This is a genomic window from Anaeromyxobacter sp. (assembly GCA_016718565.1).
Classification (GTDB): domain Bacteria; phylum Myxococcota; class Myxococcia; order Myxococcales; family Anaeromyxobacteraceae; genus JADKCZ01.
Genome location: JADKCZ010000001.1, coordinates 477,435 through 497,311, shown reverse-complemented (window position 1 = coordinate 497,311; position 19,877 = coordinate 477,435). Strand labels below are relative to the sequence as shown.

The 19,877-nt window shown below is 75.9% G+C and carries 15 protein-coding genes; 6 read left to right on the top strand and 9 right to left on the bottom strand.

Annotation, left to right across the window (positions count from 1 at the left end):
* Positions 1-206: 206 nt before the first annotated feature.
* From IPO09_02125 to IPO09_02115, 3 genes are all read left to right on the top strand, one after another.
* Entirely contained in the window at positions 207-1,643 is a 1,437-nt protein-coding gene (locus IPO09_02125; protein MBK9516149.1) for an FG-GAP repeat protein, read from the top strand.
* Positions 1,644-1,657: 14 nt separating this feature from the next.
* Positions 1,658-2,650 (top strand): hypothetical protein, encoded by a 993-nt coding sequence (locus tag IPO09_02120; protein ID MBK9516148.1) that lies wholly within the window; start codon positions 1,658-1,660, stop codon positions 2,648-2,650.
* Positions 2,651-2,713: 63 nt separating this feature from the next.
* Entirely contained in the window at positions 2,714-3,577 is an 864-nt protein-coding gene (locus IPO09_02115; GenBank protein MBK9516147.1) for a FixH family protein, read from the top strand.
* A gap of 97 nt (positions 3,578-3,674) precedes the next feature.
* Here the strand turns inward: IPO09_02115 and IPO09_02110 are convergent, their stop codons facing one another.
* The 8 genes from IPO09_02110 to IPO09_02075 all read right to left on the bottom strand — a co-directional run bounded on the left by IPO09_02110 (position 3,675) and on the right by IPO09_02075 (position 12,898).
* Entirely contained in the window at positions 3,675-4,085 is a 411-nt protein-coding gene (locus IPO09_02110) for a hypothetical protein (protein ID MBK9516146.1), read from the bottom strand.
* A 263-nt stretch (positions 4,086-4,348) separates the two neighbouring features.
* The gene (locus tag IPO09_02105) at positions 4,349-5,332 is read right to left on the bottom strand and encodes an HDOD domain-containing protein (GenBank protein ID MBK9516145.1); all 984 of its coding nucleotides are present in this window, start codon (positions 5,330-5,332) and stop codon (positions 4,349-4,351) included.
* Positions 5,333-5,467: 135 nt separating this feature from the next.
* Complete coding sequence (locus IPO09_02100) at positions 5,468-5,908, bottom strand: hypothetical protein (protein MBK9516144.1); 441 nt, start codon at positions 5,906-5,908, stop codon at positions 5,468-5,470.
* Positions 5,909-5,961: 53 nt separating this feature from the next.
* Positions 5,962-8,550, bottom strand: coding sequence for a response regulator (locus tag IPO09_02095; GenBank protein ID MBK9516143.1), 2,589 nt, complete (start codon positions 8,548-8,550; stop codon positions 5,962-5,964).
* A 166-nt stretch (positions 8,551-8,716) separates the two neighbouring features.
* Entirely contained in the window at positions 8,717-9,520 is an 804-nt protein-coding gene (locus IPO09_02090; GenBank protein MBK9516142.1) for a hypothetical protein, read from the bottom strand.
* Positions 9,521-9,676: 156 nt separating this feature from the next.
* A complete protein-coding gene (locus IPO09_02085) occupies positions 9,677-10,426 on the bottom strand; it encodes a class I SAM-dependent methyltransferase (protein ID MBK9516141.1) in 750 nt (249 codons plus the stop codon).
* Between the two features lie 13 nt (positions 10,427-10,439).
* Positions 10,440-11,726, bottom strand: a complete 1,287-nt coding sequence (locus tag IPO09_02080; GenBank protein ID MBK9516140.1) for a phosphatase PAP2 family protein — start codon at positions 11,724-11,726, stop codon at positions 10,440-10,442.
* Between the two features lie 14 nt (positions 11,727-11,740).
* A complete protein-coding gene (locus IPO09_02075) occupies positions 11,741-12,898 on the bottom strand; it encodes a methionine aminotransferase (protein ID MBK9516139.1) in 1,158 nt (385 codons plus the stop codon).
* 275 nt (positions 12,899-13,173) lie between these two features.
* Between IPO09_02075 and IPO09_02070 the strand changes: the two genes are divergently transcribed.
* Together IPO09_02070 and IPO09_02065 are read left to right on the top strand one after the other, a co-directional pair.
* A complete protein-coding gene (locus IPO09_02070) occupies positions 13,174-15,429 on the top strand; it encodes a M3 family metallopeptidase (protein MBK9516138.1) in 2,256 nt (751 codons plus the stop codon).
* A 3-nt stretch (positions 15,430-15,432) separates the two neighbouring features.
* The gene (locus IPO09_02065; protein ID MBK9516137.1) at positions 15,433-17,556 is read left to right on the top strand and encodes an NADPH-dependent 2,4-dienoyl-CoA reductase; all 2,124 of its coding nucleotides are present in this window, start codon (positions 15,433-15,435) and stop codon (positions 17,554-17,556) included.
* 45 nt (positions 17,557-17,601) lie between these two features.
* Here the strand turns inward: IPO09_02065 and IPO09_02060 are convergent, their stop codons facing one another.
* The gene (locus IPO09_02060; GenBank protein ID MBK9516136.1) at positions 17,602-18,834 is read right to left on the bottom strand and encodes a cytochrome C; all 1,233 of its coding nucleotides are present in this window, start codon (positions 18,832-18,834) and stop codon (positions 17,602-17,604) included.
* Between the two features lie 242 nt (positions 18,835-19,076).
* Between IPO09_02060 and IPO09_02055 the strand changes: the two genes are divergently transcribed.
* A complete protein-coding gene (locus IPO09_02055) occupies positions 19,077-19,877 on the top strand; it encodes a hypothetical protein (protein ID MBK9516135.1) in 801 nt (266 codons plus the stop codon).

Genomic DNA, 19,877 nt, shown 5'->3' with positions numbered 1-19,877 from the left:
GCGTGCGGGCGGGCACCGGCCGCACCGCCGCGCCAGCCACGAGGGCGCCGGCTCCGCCACCCTCCAAGATGTCGCACCGTTTGCGACAGGTTGGCCCTTCCAGGCCGGGCGACCCGTGCGGGAGATTGGACCCCTCGGCGTGACGGTGAGTGACCAGGGCGGGCATCCGGCCCGCTCGCCGCGCGCCACCTCGGGGAGGGGACTCCATGCGAACGAAGCGGATGGCGGGGCTGCTGCTGGTGCTCGGCCTCGGAGTGGCTGGTTGCCAGGACAAGGCGAAGGACGCGCCGGAGCCACCGGGCCTGGTCGCCTCGCAGGCGGGCACGGCCGGGGCGGTGGCCCGCTTCGACGCCGACGCCCACGACGACCTGCTGGTCGGCGCCCCCTTCGCCGAGGGCGGCGGCACGCTGGGCGCCGTCTTCGTCCACCAGGGCAGCGCCAGCGGCTTCTCCCCTGCGCCCACCTGGACGCTGACCGGCGGAGACAACTTCGGCGGGCAGGTCGCCAGCGTGGGCGACCTCGACGGCGACGGCGTGGCCGACTACGCGGTGGCCGCCCTCAACGGCGACGGCCCGGACGCCTCGCTCTCCGGCGCGGTCACCGTCTACCGGGGCGGCAGCGGCGGCCAGGTGCTGCGCACGCTCGGCGGCGAGCAGGCCCTCGACAAGTTCGGCACCTCCATCACCGGCGGCTGCGACCTCAACGCCGACGGCAAGGCCGACCTGGTGGTCGGCGCCCCGAGCCACTCGCCCGGCCCGGACCGCTACCTGGGCGGCGCCTACTACGTCTACTTCGGCCCCGGGCTGGCCGACGCCACCCGCGTGAAGGTCCCGGCCACGCTGCACACCGGCATCCTCGGCTTCTCCTCGGCCTGCGGCGACCTGAACGGCGACGGTCAGGACGACCTGGTCACGGCCGCCATCTGGACCCACGGCGTCATCTGGCACGCCTCCAAGGTGCTGGTCCACTACGGCAAGGCCGGGTTCGCCCCCGACGCCGACGCCGCCGACGTGACCATCGACTCCACCAAGGGCCACTTCGGCGACGCGCTGGCCGTGCTCGGCGACCTCGACGGCGACGGCTACCGCGACCTCGCCATCGGCCTGCCGGAGTTCTACGCCATCCCGACCCCCTCGACCGCCAACCCCATGACCACCCTGAAGGGCCGCGTCTTCGTCGTGAAGGGCGGCGCCGGCACCCGCACCATCAACCTCTCGCCCCCGGTGGGGACGCCCATGCCTCCCGAGCTCCTCACCAGCATCACCGGCGGCGACTACCTGGAGCGGTTCGGCACCTCCATCGAGCCGCTCGGCGACCTCGACGCCGACGGCAAGCCCGACTTCGCGGTGTCCTCGCCCCACGGCAGCGCGGCGGGCGCCACCAGCCTGGCGACCGGGCTCTCGACCGGGAAGGTCTGGGTCTTCCGCGGCAAGGACCTGCCGGTCAACGGCGCGGCCACCACGGCGACCGCCATCGGCGCGCCGCTGGCCAGGTCCGAGCGGACGCTCCACTTCGGCTCCTTCCTGGCCACCTTCCAGCAGGGCGGGGCCACCCGCTTGCTGGTCGGGGCCCCCACCGCCAACCGCCAGGCCGGCACCGTCTTCATCGAGGACCCGGCCTCCGCCACCACGCCCGCGCCGTGACGGGAGGACCCCACATGACCAGGAACCACACCCTCGCCGCGCTCTCCTTCCTCGCCGCCACCGGCATCGCCCTCGCCGCCGCGGGCGTCTCCGCCGCCACCGGCTTCACCATGGACGGGAACAAGTGGCGGCCCGCCCCGGCGGGCCACGTCCCCGGCAAGGACAACGTCGCCGGCACCCTCGACGCCGACCACCACCCGGGCGACGACTGCGGGATCTGCCACGCGCCGGCCTCCACCTCGCCGACGGCCATCTACAGGCCTGTGGCGAGCGCCCGGGTCTTCACCATGACCGGCACCATCTTCGACAGCCGGGCCGCCCGCCGCCCCGTGCCGGGTGGCGAGCTGGTGCTGGAGGACGCCGCGGGCAACGTCCTCAGCGTGACCGCCAACGACCTCGGCAACTTCTACACCGAGGCTCCCCTGGCCGGCGATCCGTCCATCACGCCGGGCCTCTCCGACGGCTCCGACGCCTGGCGCTACAAGGCGTGGGTGAAGTCCGACGGAGGGACGCGGCCCATGATGACCATGCCCGCGGTCGGCGGGATGATGGTGCCGCGCATGAGCTGCTCCATGCACCACGTCAACTCCGGCACGGTGATGGGGGCCTGGGCCTCGCCCCGCGCCACGCTGAAGAGCTTCCCGGCCACCGGCCTCTCCTACCGGAAGCACGTCTTCCCCATCCTCCGCTCCAAGTGCGGTCCGTGCCACATCCCGGGGCCGACCGAGGCCTCGCAGGCCGGCGAGACGTTCGACTACGGCGCCGGGCTCGACCTCCTCACCTACGCCGGGTCCGCCGTGGGCATCACCGACTCGACCGGCGCGGTCCGCACCTGGACCAAGATCGGCATCCGCGCCGTGGTCAACACCGACGTGCCCGAGGCCAGCCTGCTCTTCGCCAAGACCATGGTCGGCAGCACCCACGGTGGCGGCGCCTTCTGGTCCACCGACAGCGCCGACTACCGGGCGCTGCGCACCTGGATCGCCGAGGGCGCGCGGGACAACTAGGGCCCGCCGGGGGTCGGCGCCCGCCGGCCCCCGGCCGTCCACCGAGGGCGAGCCATGCGCAGGGTGTCCACCTGTTTCCACCGGCGCTCGAGCCGGGTGGCGGTGCCGCTGCTCCTGGCGGCGCTCCTCCTCGGCTGCCCGGCCGCAGAGGACGGCGGAGGAGGGCCCGTCGGGCCGACTGGGCCGACTGGGCCGACTGGGCCGACCGGGCCGACTGGTCCCCTCTCCTGGACCTCCCTCGGCACCGCGGTCGCCGGGCCGCTGGGGGTCGAGCTGCTCTCCGACCGCCCACTCGGGACCGGCCTCGCCCTGCTGGCGGTGGAGGTCACCGGCGCGGGTGGCGCTCCGGTGGCCGACGTCGCGGTCCGCCTGGTCGCCTGGAGGGCCGCGGCGGGCGGGGTGGACCGGGTGGCGCCCGGGCTCGGCCTGCCGGTGCCCGGCGCCGACGGGCGCCACCAGCAGCTGGTGGCGTTCCCGGAGGCGGCCGCCGTCGCGGACGGCTGGTCGATCCGCGTCGACCTGGCGCGCCCGCCCGAGGCCGAGGTGAGCGCCACGTTCACCGGGCTGGCGGTGGTCGAGCGGTGGCTGGCCCAGCCCTTCGGCGAAGGTCCGGTCCGGTACCTGCTGGCCGTCCGCTTCGACGCCGCGGTCTCGGCCGACCTGAACCCCATCACGGCCTCGCTCCACGAGACCGCCGACCAGGGCGCCAGCTACGCGCCGGTGCCGGACGCCACCTTCGAGGTGGAGCCCTTCATGCCCTCCATGGGCCACGGCTCCATCGGCAGCGTCGCGCCGACCCCCACCACGACGCCCGGCTGCTACCAGGGCAGCCTGGCCTTCTCCATGGCGGGCGACTGGGAGACCACCTTCACCGTCCGGCGCGGCGGCGTGGTGCTGGGCCGCCCGGTGATCACCGTCTACTTCTGAGCCTCGCCGGCCCCCGGTGGGCGCGACGAGGGCCGGTCACCTCGCGGTGCCGGCCCCCTCGCTGCCGCGCGCGGCCCCCTCAGACCGCGCCGGCCCGCTACTCGTCGCGCTTCGCCTTGATCTCCCCCTCCAGCTTCTCGATCTCGGGCGTCACCGGCGCGTCCTTCTTCTCCTCGTCCTTGTGGCCGGCCAGGTAGGCCGCGCCGGGAGCCAGGTCGGGCGCCACCGAGGCGGCCAGCGACGAGGCGCCCTCGGCCACGTGCCCGGTCACCTTCATGACCAGGGCCTGGGCGAAGAGCGCGAACCCGATGGCCGGCAGGAACATGAGGAACGCCAGCCCGACCACCGGCACCACCAGGAAGAGCGCCGGGAAGGGCACCGAGACGTACTTCGCCGTGGCGGCGCCGGACAGCGTGCCGCCGCCCTCGGGGACCACCTCGATGGCGAAGCTGCGGGTGCTCAGGTAGTAGCCGCTCGGGACGCTGCTGTTGCCGTTGAAGGTCGTCATGGGTTCGTTCCTTTCTGAAGAGGACTATCCGCCTTTCGCGCGCACCGCGATATTGGGCCGACACCCCGATCCGGCGCCTTTGAGTCCGTGGAGGGGCGGCGGCGGCCACCCGACCGGCCAACGGTGCGGCGCCCCGGGAGGTGCGGCGCGCAGTCCGGATCCCGGCATCGGGCGAACACCCGAGCCCGGGTGGGGGAGGCCTGGAACCAGCCGGGAACCGGCCTGAAACCGGTCCGGCGGGCCCAGGAGACCCGGCCGGCCTCTCAGGCCCGGCGCGCCGCCGGCCGGGCCGGGGCAGGCGCCGCGCCGCCCAGCCGCTCCACGATCTGGAACGCCTCGGCGCGCGCCGCGGCCAGGGCCAGGTCGTCGAGCCGCAGGTGGCGGCGCGCCTCGTCCACCAGCCCGCTCCAGTTGACGTCCACCCCTTCGATGGGCGGCTCGGGCGTGGTCATGGAGAAGGCGGTGGCGTCCTGCGGCGGCGGCTCGAGGCCGGCGCCGGCCTCCCAGCAGAGCTGCTCCGCCACGATGAGCGTGGCGTTGACCAGCTCCACCTTCCCGCCGGGCGCCGGCTCGTGGTGCGTGGCCACCATGCGCTGGATCCCCTCCGGCAGCTTCCAGAGCCGCGCCAGCAGGCCGGAGGCCTCCTCGTGCACCTCGTCGAGCACCGGCGCCAGCGCCTCGAAGGAGGCCCGGCGCCAGCCCGGGTCGTCGCACAGCGCCAGCAGCGAGGCGGCGAAGCCCACGTCGTGCAGCAGGCCGCACAGGAAGGCGTACTCGGCCTCCACGTTGGTGCGCCGGCAGACGGCGCGCATGACGTGGGCCACCGCCGCCGAGTGGCGGGCCAGCCGCTCCATGGCCGCCTCGTAGCCCGGGACGCGGAAGACCTTCAGGTGGATGGCCGCCTCCAGCACCACGTCGCGCATGGCGGTGAGGCCGAGGCGCACCGAGGCCTGGTGCAGGGTCTGGATGGGCGAGCGGGCGGCGTAGGCGGAGGACTGGGCGATGCAGAGGACCCGGCCGGCCAGCACCGCGTCCTTCTGCAGCAGCGTCACCACCTCCTCGAACTTCACGTTCGGCCGCTGCGACAGCTGCATCACCTCGAGCGCCACCTCCGGCAGCATGGGCGGCTGGTAGCCGGGGGCGCCGAAGGTGCGCTGCAGGCGCACCACCACGTCGTGCCGGTCGAGCCCGCCCACCGAGTCGGCGGCGGCGGCGAGGGCGGCCTGGGTGGCCTGGGCGAGGGACATGCCGGGGAGCGTCGGTAGCCAGGGCCGTGCCAGCGCCAGGGCGACCAACCCGGCGCGAACACGGCGGGATCCGGGGCGGCGGCGGGGTCTGGACGGACCACGGGTCGCATCGACCCGGGCCGCGCCGGGGCGAGGCTAGCGCAGCACCTCGCTCACCAGGTGCTTGCCGAGCCGCGACAGGCCGCCCTCCAGCATGGCCCGCCCCTTGTCGCTCTCCAGCGTGGCCCGCATCTGCTCCGGGGCCAGGCCCAGCTCGAGGTTGATGCGGACCAGGACCGCCGCGATGGCCGGGTGGCTGGGCGCCGCCTTGACCCGCCCTCGCCGCTTCTGCACCCCCTTGGCCAGCTTGTCCATGAGCTGGTCCTCGCTGGTGCGCTCGCCCTGCACCTCCTCGAGCGCCGAGGAGAGGCCGCGGTAGATGGCCTCCAGCAGCTCTGGCCTCCCCAGGGCGCGCGACAGCCGGTCGAGCGCCTCGTCGTCGTCCACGCCCATGAGGTCGACGTAGGTCTCGAGGAGCATCTGGGCCAGGTCGGCCCGGGTGACGACGTGCGGCAGGCGGCGGGAGAAGAGGGTCACGGTGCGCGACCATACCGCGCCGGCGCGGGATGGGCAGGGCCGCGGCCGAGGGATCAGGCGCCGCGCCCCGCGTCGAGCAGCCGGCGCACCGTGGCCGCCAGCTCGGCCACCGCGAACGGCTTCTGCACGAACACGCCGTCGGCGCCGCGCGGCCCGACCCCGTCGGCGGCCGGCTCGGCGTAGCCGGACATGAAGATCACCGGCGAGGCCGGGTGGCGCTCCCGGAAGTGGCGGGCCAGCTCGGGCCCACCCAGGTTGGGCATGACCATGTCGGTGAGCAGGAGGTCGACCCGCCCGGCGTGGCGCTCCAGCAGCGCCACCGCCTCGCGGCCGTCGGCGGCCACCAGCACCGTGTAGCCCTCGGCCGCGAGCTGGCGCTGCAGCAGCGCCCGCACCTGCGGCTCGTCCTCGGCCACCAGCAGCACCTCCTCGGAGCGCCCGGAGCGGGTGCGGGCCGGCGGCGCCTCGGGATCGTGGCCGGCCGGCGCGGCGGCGGCGGCGGCGGTGTCACGCGGCAGGAACACGTCGAAGCGGGTGCCGGCGCCCGGGGCGCTCGAGACGCCCAGGAAGCCGCGGCTCTGCCGCACGATGCCGAAGACCGTCGAGAGCCCCAGGCCGGTGCCGCGGCCGCGCTCCTTGGTGGTGAAGAACGGCTCGAAGACCCGGGCCCGGGTCGGCTCGTCCATCCCCTCGCCGGTGTCGGCCACCGAGAGCCGGACGAACTCGCCGGGCGCCCCCTCCACGAAGCGCCGGGCCTCGGCCTCGCCCAGCGCCACCGCGGCGGTCGAGATGGTGATGGTGCCACCGGCCGGCATGGCGTCCCGGGCGTTGACCACCAGGTTGACCAGCACCTGCTCCAGCTGTCCCGGGTCGACCTCCACCAGCCAGGGGGCGGCGCCCGGGACCACCACCAGCTCGGCCCTCTCGCCGGCCAGGCGGCGCAGCAGCTTGTCCACCCCGGCCACCGCCTGGTCGAGGTCGAGCCGCTGCGGCCGCAGCACCTGCTTTCGGCCGAAGGCCAGCAGCTGGCGGACCAGCTCGGCCCCGCGGGAGGCGGCCCGCTGGATCTCCTGCAGGTCCTCGCGGACCGGATCGCGCTCCGCCACCAGGTCGAGGGCGGCGCCGGCGTAGCCCTTGATGGCGGTGAGCAGGTTGTTGAAGTCGTGGGCCACCCCGCCCGCCAGCGTGCCCACCGCCTCCAGCCGCTGGGCGTGGCGCAGCCGGTCGAGCAGCTGCCGCTGCTCGGTCACGTCGCGCGCCACCACCACGTAGCTGACCAGGGCGCCGGCGGCGTCGCGCACCGGGGAGACCACCATCTCCACCTCTCGCGGCTCGCCCCCGCCCGGCGCCCAGGACACCTCGCCCTTCCAGGCCTGGCCGGCCCGCATGGCCCGGGTGATCTCGGCCAGGGCCGGGCGGCCCGGCTCGCCCAGGAGCTCGCTGGCGGGCCGACCCAGGACGGCGCCGGCGGTGCACCCGGCCGCCCGGATGAAGGCCGGGTTGACGTACTCGAAGACCCCGTGGACGTCGGTCACCGCCATGGCCTCGTCGGCCTGCTCGGCCGCCATGGCCAGCCGGGCGTGGGCGGCCTCCAGGCGCCGCCGCTCGGCCACCTCGCGCTCCAGGGCGGCGTGCTTGTCGGCCACCTCCTGCCCGCGCCGCAGCGACTCCTCCAGCCGCGCCCTGAGGACCAGGGAGGCGGTGTTGAGGTACAGGGCCAGGCCCACCACCAGCAGGATGGCGCCGGCCGCCAGCGACAGGCCCAGGGCCGACGCGCCGGAGCTGAGGCCGCCCAGCAGGTCGCTGGCGCGCCGCACCAGCACCACCGAGAGCGGGTGGCCGGGCACCGCCACCCGCACGGCCAGGAGCGCGCCGCCCGCCACCTCGACCGGGCGGCCGTCGAGCGGCAGCCCCTCCAGGCCGGCCGGCGGCCCGAGCGCCACGCCCAGCGGGCGCTCGGGCCGGTAGGCGCGGCCGCCCTCGTCCAGCAGCTGGAACCCGACCCGATCCAGCGCCGCGTGCTCCCCGCCCGTGAGGGCCACCGCGACGCTGTCCTGGCGCAGCCAGCCGACCAGGTGGCCGACGCAGCGACCCTTCCACCAGTGGGCCTGCACCACCACCAGCTGGCTCGCGCCGGGGTCGATCAGCACCCGGCCCTCGACGCCGGCCGGATCGAGCGGACCGGCCCAGGGCTGCGAGCCGGGCGAGGCGCTGCCCGAGTCGGCCAGCAGGCGGCCGGCCTCGTCGAGCAGCACCAGGCGCCGGAACGGAGGCGGCTCGTTGGGCGGCGCCCGCGCCGCCTGCCGCTGCAGCTGCTCGTGGATGGGGACCAGGCTGAGCGCCAGGCCGTACTCCATGGTCATGCCCAGGTCGCGCCCGGCGAAGTAGGCCGCCACCTGGTTCGAGCCGGCCACGGTGGTGACCGCCTCGACGGCCGACGAGAGGAAGTGGCCGAGCGCCACCGCGTGCAGCTGGTCCTCCTGGGCGTGCTGCCGGAGCAGGTTCTCCCGCAGCGTCTGGGCCGAGCGGTGGTTCGAGAGGAGCAGGAGGGCGACCAGGCCGAAGAGCGCCGCGCCGGCCAGCGGCGCGAGCCAGGCCCGGAGCAGCCGCCTCAGGCGCTGGAGCCGCGCCGCCGTCACCACTCGTCCACCTCGCTGACCTGCCCCGGAAGAAGCTGGACCGGAGGTGCCCAGTGTGACCTAGACGGACGGTCCGAATCCATCCCTCATCTGCCCACCTCGCGGGTGCGACGGCTCGACCGGACACCCCGCCCGGGGTCGGGCCCCCGGCGCCCGCCTCCACCCATGGTCACCTCGACCGCACCCGCACCGCCAGCCGTGCCACCCGCTCCGCCACCCCGCGCAGCGCCGCCGGCTCCGACAGCCCCACCTGGCAGGCGAAGGTGAGCCCCTCGGAGGTGGCCAGCAGGCCGAAGCGATCCACGGCCCAGGCGGCCGGCGTCCCCTCCGCGGCCTGCCGCAGGCCAGCCAGCAGCGCCTGCCCCTGATCGTCGAGCAGGCCGGCCGCCAGCGAGGCGTCGGTGGAGAGCACCAGGAAGCCCTCGGGCCCCGCGGGTCGCGCCGCGCCGGCGGCGTTCACCAGGGCGCGGTGCTCGGCCCCGAAGGTGCCGCCCACGTAGAGGTCGAGCAGCCCCTCGGCCGCCTGGTCGGCCAGCTTCCCCAGGAACCCGCGCGCGCCCGGCGCCGCCGGGTCCGGCAGCTTCACCCCTGGTGGAAGGGCCATGGCGAGGAAGAAGGCGCCGGGCGCGGCGGCGACGCCGGGGAAGGTGAGCCGGGTGCGCTGCCGCCAGGCGCGGCGCGGCCCGGCGCCGTCCGGATCGGTGTCCACCTCCACCTGCGCCGTCCAGGCCAGCCCGGCGCTCGATCCCGAGTAGAGGAGCGCGCCGGGCGGCGCGGCGACCGCGCCGGGGACCGCGCCCGGGCTGGCCTCCCCGGTGGCCACCTGGAGGCGCAGCCCCCGCTGCGCCGCTTCGACCCGGAGCCGCTCCGCCTGCTCGGCTCGTCTCCCCGCCCCGAGCCGGCGCACGATGCCCGGGACGAGGAAGCCGAGGATCGTGAGGCCGAGCGCCAGGAGGAAGAGGTCGTCGGTCACGGGAGGTCCTGGCGTGGGGGCGGGTACCTGTCGGGCGGACCCGGCAGCGGGAGCGGTCATCCTAGGAGGGCGAGCCTGGTTCGGAAACTCCGTTCGTGCCGGACCGGATGATCGCGACTGGTGCGCCGGCGCCTGGGCGCGGCGGGCGGTGGCGCCCTACCCGATCCGCCCCGCCCGCACCGTCAGCCTCCAGGTGACGCGGCGCTCCAGCCCCGGCGGCCCCCAGGCCTCCGCCAGCGCGGCCGCCACCAGCTCGCGCGGATCCTGGCCGCGCGCCCTCCGGTAGGCGCTCACCGCCGACCAGGTGCCCAGGTAGCCCACCAGCCGCGTCAGGCTCCAGCGCTCCTCCATCACGAGCGCCGGCGCCTCGAGCTCCGGCCACGGGAAGGGGAGCGTCCGGTAGGCGGCGTCCACGTGGGCCCGCTCCGGCGGCCACCAGGGCCCGACCACCTCCCGGTAGAAGGGGCCGAGCACCGCGTCCACCGCCGGGTCCACCTGGCAGAGGTCGTAGGTGAAGGCGGCGAAGATGGCCCCGGTGCGCGCCAGGCGGTGCAGCTCCGGCCCGAGCCGCTGGTGGTCGAACCAGTGGAAGGCCTGGGCGGCGGTGACCAGGTCGGCCGAGCCGGCGGGCAGCCCGGTGGCCTCGGCCGGCGCCACGGCGTAGTGCACCCGCGGGTGGGCCTCCGCCTCGGCCACCTGCGCCGCGCTCGGGTCGAGCGCCACCACCTCGTCGAAGCACGCGGCCAGGGCCACCGAGGCCTGGCCGGTGCCGCAGCCGAGATCGACCGCCCGCCCGCGGGCCGGGGCCACCGCGGCCAGCCACTCGAAGAGGGCCGCCGGGTAGCCGGGCCGGTTGGCCTGGTAGCCCCTCGAGACGCCGGAGAAGTGGTCCTTGAAGCCCGCCATCGCGCCGTCCTCCTCACTCCCGGACCACCCGCCCCGTGGCCACCCGCACCTGCACGCCGGGCCGCTCCCCTCCCCTCACCCGCACCTCGCCCTCCTCCACCGCCACCTCGAGCCGGGCGCCGGGCGCGAACCCGCCCAGGTCCAGGGTGACCGTCCCCCGGCCGAGCCGGACCTGCAGCGGCCGCGCGCCGTCGGCAGGCAGCCGCAGGGAGACGCCGGTGCGCCGCTCGGTGAACCAGCCGAGCTGCTCGATGGCCAGCCGGGCCCCCTCGGGCCCCTCGCGCCAGGTGAAGTTGAGCCGGCTGGTGGGGAAGCCGAAGGCCTGCACCTCGTAGGCGGCGTCGAGCGCCGGCCCGGCCTCCACCCGCACGGTGGCCTGGTCCAGCTCCACCAGGAGCGGCGCCGCGCCCAGGGCCAGGAGCTGGGCCGGGCTGCGGGAGAAGGTCTTCTTCGAGAGGTAGGGGGTGGCCACCAGCACCGCGCCGGTGAGCGCCGCCAGCAGGCCGCCGGCCACCACGGTGACCAGGCGCGCCCTCCCCCGGTCGCGGGCCAGGTCGGCCTCGGCGGGCGGCGGCGGCGGGCGGTCGAGGTCCATCAGCCGGTGCAGCCCGAGCGCGGTGAGCCAGACCAGGCCGCCGGCCCAGGCCACGTCGCTCACGAAGTGGCCCCCGGCCATGACCCGGGCCGCGCCGAGCAGGCCGGCGGCCCCCAGGCCACCCAGGAGGAAGCCCCAGGCGGCGCGCCGGTGGCGCCTTCGCAGCACCAGCCAGGGCACCCCCACGTAGAAGCCGATGGCGCAGTGGCCGCACGGGAAGGACTTGGCCTGCCGGTCGCTGCCCGGCACCAGCACCTTGAGGAACCGCTCCTGGCCGCCCAGCTCCAGCACCTCGCGCGGCCGCGGCCGGCCGTAGTGGTCCTTCAGGATCACGTTGACCACCAGCCCGGGCCCCAGCGCCGCCACCAGCACCAGGAAGAGGGCTGGCCGCCGCCAGGTGAGGAGCGCCCGCGGCCGCCAGTAGGAGGCGGTGAGGAGCACCAGCGCCGCCGCGGCGATGAGCACGCCAGGCAGCACGCCGTAGCGGAAGACCAGGCTCCAGGGCGGCCGCTCGGCCGCGGGCCAGCTGCAGCAGGGCTGCCGGAAGGCGTCGGCCGCGGCCAGGTCCACCGGCGTGAGCCAGGCGGCCAGCGTGGCGGCCACCAGCAGGCCGAGCACCACCGCGAGCTCGGTGCGCAGGCCGGGCCGCGCCTCCCCGGACCCGGTCCGGCCGGGCGCCGGGGCGGCGGGGGGCGGACCGGGCACCGGGCGCACCTCGCTCACAGCCGGGCCAGCCGCTCGCAGGCGCGCGCCAGCGTCTCCTCGCCCTTGGCGAAGCAGAAGCGCAGCACGCGGTCCTGGCGGGGGTGGGCGTAGAAGGCCGACACCGGGATGCTGGCCACCTTGAGCTCGCGGGTGAGCCGCTCGGCCAGCGCCAGGTCCGGCTCGTCGCTCACCCGGGCGTAGGAGGCCAGCTGGAAGTAGGTGCCGGCGCAGGGCAGCGGCTCCAGCCGGGTGGCGGCCAGCCCCTGGCGGAAGAAGTCCCGCTTCTGCTGGTAGAAGGCCGGCAGCTCGCGCCAGCCGCGCGGGTCGGCCAGGTGCTCGGCCAGCGCCAGCTGCACCGGGGTGTTGACGCAGAAGGTGATGAACTGGTGCGCCTTGCGCAGCTCGGCGGTCAGCTCCGGCGGCGCCAGCACGAAGCCCACCTTCCAGCCGGTGACGTGGAAGGTCTTGCCGAAGGAGCCCACCACGAAGCTGCGCGCCGCCAGCTCGGCCGAGCCGGCGCAGCCCAGGTGGCGCCGCCCGTCGTAGACCATGTGCTCGTACACCTCGTCGGAGAGCACCACCACGTCGGTGCCGCGCAGCAGCGCCGCCAGCTCGGCCAGGTCCGCGGCGGTCCAGGTCGAGCCGGTGGGGTTGTGCGGGGTGTTCACCACGATCAGGCGGGTGCGCGGCGACAGCAGCGCCCGCACCTGCGCCCAGTCCGGCCGGTAGTCGGGGTAGGCCAGCTGGGCCCGCCGCGGGGCGCCGCCGTTGAGCTCGACCGCCGGTGCGTAGGCGTCGTAGGCCGGCTCGAAGAGGATGACCTCGTCGCCCGGGCGCACCGCGCAGGCCACCGCGGCGTAGATGGCCTGGGTGCCGCCGGCGGTGATGGTGATCTCGTGCTCGGGGTCGTAGCTGGCGCCGTGCGCCAGCCTGGCCACCTCGGCCACGGCCTCGCGCAGCTGCGGGGCGCCGGCCATGGGCGCGTACTGGTTCTGGCCGGCCCGCATGTGCTTCGCCACCAGGTCCACCAGCGCCGGCGACGGGGCGAAGTCCGGGAAGCCCTGCGAGAGGTTGATGGCGCCGCACTCGGCGGCCAGCCGCGACATCACCGTGAAGATGGTGGTGCCGACGTGCGGCAGGCGCGACGGCAGGTGGCCCGGGAAGGTGGGCATGGGCGCCGAGTGTCCGCCGGCGCGGGGCGGCGGCGCAAGGTGCCCCGGCTCCCGGCGCGACCGACCGTGGCGCGGACGGCGGGCCCGCTCACCCCGGGTGCCCCTGGCGGGGCTCGGCTGGCCTCCACCTCGACCCGCCTCTCCGCTTGCCGCGCCGCGGCCCCCGTGGAAACCTGCCGCCCCGAACCATCCGAATCCCGCTGCCGATCCCAGGACCGGCGGTTATCTCGACGCCTCCCACGGGCCCGCGAGGCCCTCGCCCGGAGACCCACCCCATGACCACGCCCCTCGCCGGCCTGCTCGCCTCGGCGCTGCTCCTGGCCAGCCCGGCCTCCCCGCCGGCGCCCGCCGCCCCGGCCGCGCCTGCCGCGCAGCAGGCCGCGTCCGCCAAGCCCGCCAAGCCCGCCAGGGCCTCGAAGGCCGCCAGGTCCAAGGAGACCACGGTGAAGAACCCCCTGCTGCAGAAGTGGTCCGGCCCCTACGGCGGCGTGCCGCCCTTCGCCCTCGCCAAGGTCGAGCAGTTCCAGCCGGCGCTGGAGACCGCCATGGCGGACCAGCTGGCGGTGCTGGAGGCCATCGCCCGCGACCCGGCCAAGCCCACCTTCCAGAACACGCTGGCGGCCATGGAGCGCTCGGGGCGCTCGCTGGAGCGGGCCCTGGCGGTGTTCGGGGTCTTCTCCTCCACCATGAGCACGCCGGCCTTCCAGGCGGTGGAGCGCGAGATGGCGCCCAAGCTGGCGGCCTTCTTCGACCGCATCACCCAGAACGAGGCGCTCTTCGCGCGCGTGGCCGCGGTGTACCAGGCCCGCGAGCGCTCCGGCCTGACGCCCGAGCAGCAGCGGCTGGCCTGGCTCCAGTACACCAACTTCGTGCGGGCCGGCGCCAGGCTGGACGCCGCGGCCAAGGCGCGGGTGGCCGCCATCAACGAGCGGCTGGCCTCGCTCTACACCACCTTCACGCAGAACGTGCTGGCCGAGGAGGAGGCCGGGCTGGTGCTGCTGGAGTCGGAGGCCGACCTGGAGGGGCTGCCGCCGTCGGTGCGCGCCGCCGCCGCCAGCGCCGCCGAGGCCCGCGGCCAGAAGGGCAAGTGGGCGGTGACCAACACCCGCTCCAGCGTCGAGCCGTTCCTGGCCTACTCCAGCCGCCGCGGGCTGCGCCAGCAGGTCTGGCAGATGTTCGTGGGCCGCGGCGACCACGGCGACGCCCACGACAACAAGGCCGGCATCACCGAGATCCTGGCGCTGCGCGCCGAGCGGGCCACGCTGCTCGGCTACCCCACCCACGCCCACTGGCGCGTCGAGGACTCGATGGCGCGCACGCCGGAGCGCGCCATGGCGCTCATGGAGGCGGTCTGGCCGGCCGCGGTGGCCCGGGTCAAGGAGGAGGTGGCCGACATGCAGGCCATCGCCGACCAGGAGGGCGCCAGGCTCACCATCGAGCCCTGGGACTACCGCTACTACGCCGAGAAGGTCCGCAAGGCCAAGTACGACCTGGACGAGAACGAGGTGAAGCCCTACCTGCAGCTGGAGCAGCTGCGCGAGGGGATGTTCTGGGTGGCCGGCCGGCTCTTCGACCTGCACTTCTCGCCGGCCCGCGACGTCAAGGTGGTCCACCCGGACGTGCGGGTCTGGGAGGTGCGCGACGGCGCGCGCAAGCTGGTGGGGCTCTGGTACTTCGACCCCTACGCGCGCCAGGGCAAGCAGTCCGGCGCCTGGATGAACGCCTACCGGAACCAGGAGCGGTTCGACGGCGAGATCACCACCATCGTCTCGAACAACTCCAACTTCGTGAAGGGCGAGCCCGGCCAGCCCATCCTGGTGAGCTGGACCGACGCCGAGACCCTCTTCCACGAGTTCGGCCACGCCCTGCACGGCCTGGCGTCCAGCGTCACCTACCCCTCGCTCTCCGGGACCTCGGTGGCGCGCGACTACGTCGAGTTCCCCTCGCAGATCCTGGAGCGCTGGCTCCCCACGCCCGAGGTGCTGAACCGCTTCGCCCGCCACGTCACCACCGGCCAGCCCATCCCGCAGGCGCTGCTGCAGAAGATCGAGCGGGCCGAGCGCTTCAACCAGGGCTTCGGCACCGTGGAGTACCTGGCCTCGGCGCTGGTGGACATGAAGGCCCACCTGGCCGGGGCCACCCCGGTGGAGCCGGCCGCCTTCGAGCGGGACACCCTGGCGGCGCTGGGCATGCCGCGCGAGATCGTGATGCGCCACCGCATGCCGCACTTCCAGCACGTCTTCGCCGGCGACGGGTACTCGGCCGGCTACTACAGCTACCTGTGGGCCGACACCCTGAGCGCCGACGCCTTCGAGGCCTTCACCGAGGCCGGCGGGCCCTACGACCGGGCCGTGGCCGCCAGGCTCAAGGCCCACGTCTTCTCCATCGGCAACACGGTGGACCCGGCCGCGGCCTACCTGGCCTTCCGCGGCCGCGAGGCCGGCATCGGCGCGCTGATGCGCAAGCGCGGCTTCCCCGAGCCCGCCGCGCCGGCCGCCCCGGCGGCGGCGCCCGGCGCCGGGACGAAGTAGCCGGTGCCCACGCCCTACCCGCACCTGCTGGCCCCGCTCGACCTGGGGTTCACCACCCTGAGGAACCGGGTGCTGATGGGCTCGATGCACACCGGCCTGGAGGACCGGGCCCGCGACTTCCCCAAGCTGGCCGCCTACCTGGCCGAGCGGGCCCGCGGCGGGGTGGGGCTGATCGTCACCGGCGGCTTCGCCCCCAACGTGGAGGGGTGGCTGACCCCGCTCGGCTCGCGCCTGGCCAGCCGCTGGGCGGCGCGGCCCCACCGCCTGCTCACCGGCGCGGTGCACGCCGAGGGCGGCAAGCTGGCGCTCCAGATCCTGCACGCCGGCCGCTACGGCTACTCGCCGCTCTCGGTGGCGCCCTCGCGGATCAAGTCGCCCATCACCCCCTTCACGCCCCGCGCGCTCACCGCCGGCGGCGTGGAGCGGCAGATCCGGGCCTTCGTGCGCTGCGCCCAGCTGGCGCGCGAGGCCGGGTACGACGGCGTGGAGGTGATGGGCTCGGAGGGCTACTTCCTCAACGAGTTCCTGGCCGCCCGCACCAACCGGCGCACCGACGCCTGGGGCGGCAGCTGGACCAACCGGATGCGCCTGCCGGTGGAGGTGGTGTCGCGCATGCGCGCGGCGGTGGGCCACGACTTCATCATCGTCTTCCGCCTCTCCATGCTGGACCTGGTGCCGCAGGGGTCGAGCTGGGAGGAGGTGGTGGCGCTGGCCCAGGCGCTGGAGGCCGCCGGCGCCACCCTGCTCAACACCGGCATCGGCTGGCACGAGGCGCGGGTCCCCACCATCGCCACCAGCGTGCCGCGCGCCGCCTTCGCCTGGGTGACCAGGAAGCTCAAGGGGTCGGTGGGCATCCCGCTCTGCGCCACCAACCGGATCAACTCCCCCGAGGTGGCCGAGCGGCTGCTGGCCGAGGGCTCCGCCGACCTGGTCTCCATGGCCCGGCCGCTGCTGGCCGACCCGGAGCTGGTGAAGAAGGCGGCCGAGGGGCGCGCCGACGAGATCAACACCTGCATCGCCTGCAACCAGGCCTGCCTGGACCACGTCTTCGCCCGCAAGCGGGCCAGCTGCCTGGTGAACCCGCGCGCCTGCCACGAGACCGAGCTGATCGTCGCCCGGACGGCCCGGCCGAAGCGGGTGGCGGTGGTGGGCAGCGGCCCGGCCGGCCTGGCCTGCGCCACCGTGGCGGCCGAGCGCGGCCACGAGGTGCACCTCTTCGAGGCCGCGCCGCGCCTGGGCGGCCAGTTCAACCTGGCCGCCAGCATCCCCGGCAAGGAGGAGTTCCGGGAGACCTTGCGCTACTTCGCCCGCCGGCTCGAGGTGACCGGCGTGCGGGTCCACCTGGGCGCGCCGGCCACCGCCGAGGGGCTGGCCGCCGGCGGCTTCGACGAGGTGGTGCTGGCCACCGGCGTGCTGCCGCGCGATCCCGGCATCCCGGGGCAGGGCCACCCGAAGGTGATCGGGTACCTCGACGTGCTGGCGCGCGGCGCGCCGGTGGGTCCGCGGGTGGCCATCGTCGGGGCGGGCGGCATCGGGTTCGACGTGGCCACCTTCCTGGTGCACCCGGGGACGGCGCCGGGCGAGGGCGTCCCTGCCCCGTCCGGCGGCGCGCTGGCGGGGGGCGCCGCGCCGGAGGGCGCCGAGGCCCCGCCGGCTTTGGGCCCCGCCGTGCCCGACCCGGGCCTGGCCCGCTGGCTGGCCGAGTGGGGCGTGGCCGATCCCGCGCTGGCCCGCGGCGGCCTGGCCGCGCCGCGCCCCGCGCCGCCGGCGCGCCAGGTCTGGCTGCTGCAGCGCACGCCCGGCCGCCCCGGCGCCGGCCTCGGCAAGACCACCGGCTGGATCCACCGCGCCGCCCTGAAGGCCAGGGGGGTGGTGATGCTGGGCAGCGTCACCTACGAGGGCGTCGACGACGCCGGCCTCACCATCCGCATCGGGGAGGGCGGCCGCCAGGTGCTGCCGGTGGACACGGTGGTGCTGTGCACCGGCCAGGTGCCGCGCCGCGACCTGGCGGCGCCGCTGCGGGCCGCCGGCCTCCCGGTGCACCTCATCGGCGGCGCCGACGTGGCCGCCGAGCTGGACGCCCGGCGGGCCATCGAGCAGGGCACCCGGGTGGCGGCGGCGCTGTAGGCCCGGCCCCCCGCCGGCCGCCCCCGGTCCGGGAGCCGCGGCCCGCTACCTCTTCGCCTTGCGCGCCGCCCTGAGCTCGGCGGCCAGCTGCTTCACCGCCGCGGCGTCGTCCTGCAGCTCGGCCATCCAGCGGACCGCCTGCGGCGACATGTGGAAGGCGTGGGCCAGCAGCCTGGCCCGGTGGTCGAAGAACATCAGGCCGAGCCGCTTCTCCGGCGCGCTGCCGGTGGGCCAGGCCACCAGGTCGGGGAACGGGCCGGGCCCCTTCTTCCGGAGGACGCCGTCGGCGTAGAGCCCGGCCACCTCGCGGACCGAGACCGCCACCAGCGCGTCGGCCTGGCGGATCAGGCCGTCGCGCTGGTCGAGCTGCTCGCGGATGAAGGAGGTGGCGTGGCACTGGCGGCAGGCCTGGGTGAGCTGGCCCCGGTCGCCCTGGAAGCCGAGGCGGTCGAGCTCGGCGATGCGCGCCTCCTCGAAGGCCTGGCCGCGCACGCCGTTGTTGCCGGCGGCGTCGAGCACCCCGAGCGCCACGAAGAGCGCGTGCTTGTCGGCCGCCCAGGCCTGGTCGTCCTCCAGCGGCAGGCGCAGGGCCACGTTGCCGAGCGGCGCGCGCACCGCGTGGTTGCCGCCCTGCAGGTGGCAGGTCTGGCAGGTGGGGGCGGCGGCCTGGGCCGGCAGCTGGCCGGCGCGCACCGCGGCGTGGCGGGTGCCGTGCTTGGAGTTGCTCCAGGCCTCGTACTGCAGGTCGCCGTGGCAGGCCTTGCAGGCCTCCGGCTCGCGGGCCTCCTTCACCGAGAAGGTGTGGCGGGTGTGGCAGGCGTCGCAGCTGCCCAGGCCGTGGCGCGACCCCGCCTTCAGGAGCGAGTCGGCCAGGTCGGGGGTGAGCAGGCCGATGCGGTGGCAGGCGGCGCAGCCGGTGGGGTCGCCCACCTTGCCCTCCTGCAGGTGGTGGAAGGTCGGCAGGGTGGTGAGGGCCTGCCAGGCCCGGGCGTGGTCACCGGCGCGGAACTGGCTGGCCTGCAGCTCGTGGCAGCGCTGGCAGGTGGCCACCGTGGGGTGCTGCACCTTGCCGAAGTCCTCGGCGGTGGCGTGGCGCGAGCCGTGGCAGTCCTGGCAGCCCACCTCGGCGGAGGCGTGGCGGGAGAGCCGCCAGTCGGAGACGATGCCCGGCTGCAGCTGGAGGTGGCAGGCCACGCAGGCGCCCTCGTCGGCGGAGGCCCCGGGCGGGGTGGCGGCGGCCAGGGCCACCAGGGCCGCCAGCGCGAGACGGTGCGTCATGGGGGGACCTCCAGCGAGGCGAGCGACCCCGCCATCCTGCCGAGCGCGGCGGGTGGGCCGCAAGGCGCAAATCGGCGCGTGGCGGCTGGTCGGTGGAACGCGGGACGCCATCCCGGCCAGCCAGCCGCTCGGCGCGTACCGGGGGTCCGCGCCAGGGCCCGGCGGGCCGGCTGGGCGAGCCGCCCGGTCGGGTCCGGTCGCCCGGGGGAAGGAACCGCCGCGACCGATGTTACATTCGGGACATGCTCGACCAGCTCCTCGCCGCCGCCCTCGTCCTCGCCCTGCAGGCCGGCCCGGACACCGCGCCCGATGCTGCGCCCGATGCGGCCGACGCCGGAGGGACCACGCCTGGGCGGGAGACGGGCGTGGCGCCGGACGACTACGGCGCCGTCCGGGCAGCCCCGACCGGCTCGCCCCAGGACGTGGAGCTGTGGCGGCGGGGCGACGAGGTGACGCTGCGGATGTGGGAGGAGCGCGCCCTCGCCCGGCGCCTGCAGGCCAAGGGCAAGGGCGAGGCGCTGCTGGCCCGCCTGGCCACCGCCGCCGCGGCCAGCCCCCACGAGGAGGCGGAGCAGCTGACACGCGTCCGCACCAGGCTGAAGACCCGCTGGGACGAGAACGTGGAGCTCTACGCCAGCCAGTGGCCGGTGGATCCCACCCGCGGCTGCAGCTACGCCCACCTCTACTTCGACACCTCCATGCGCCTCCCGGACGGTCCGTCCAAGCGGGGTGAGCTGGGCGCCGCGCGGGCCGACCTGCAGGGCTGCGTCGACCGGGCCGGGGTGCCCGCGGCCGCCATGCACCGGGCCAACCACGAGCTGGAGGAGGCGCTGCGCGAGGCGCGCAAGGCGCTCAAGGCGGCCGACGCCAAGGGGATCCCGACCTGGCCCGCCGTGGTCGCCCCGGGCGACGCGCCGGGCCCGGCGGCCACCCCCGCCCCCCCTGCCGCGGACGCCCATGAGCGGCACGAGGCCCGGGAGCGCGACGAGAAGGCCCGGCGCCGCGAGGCCCGCGAGCACCAGGGCCACGGCGAGAGGAAGTAG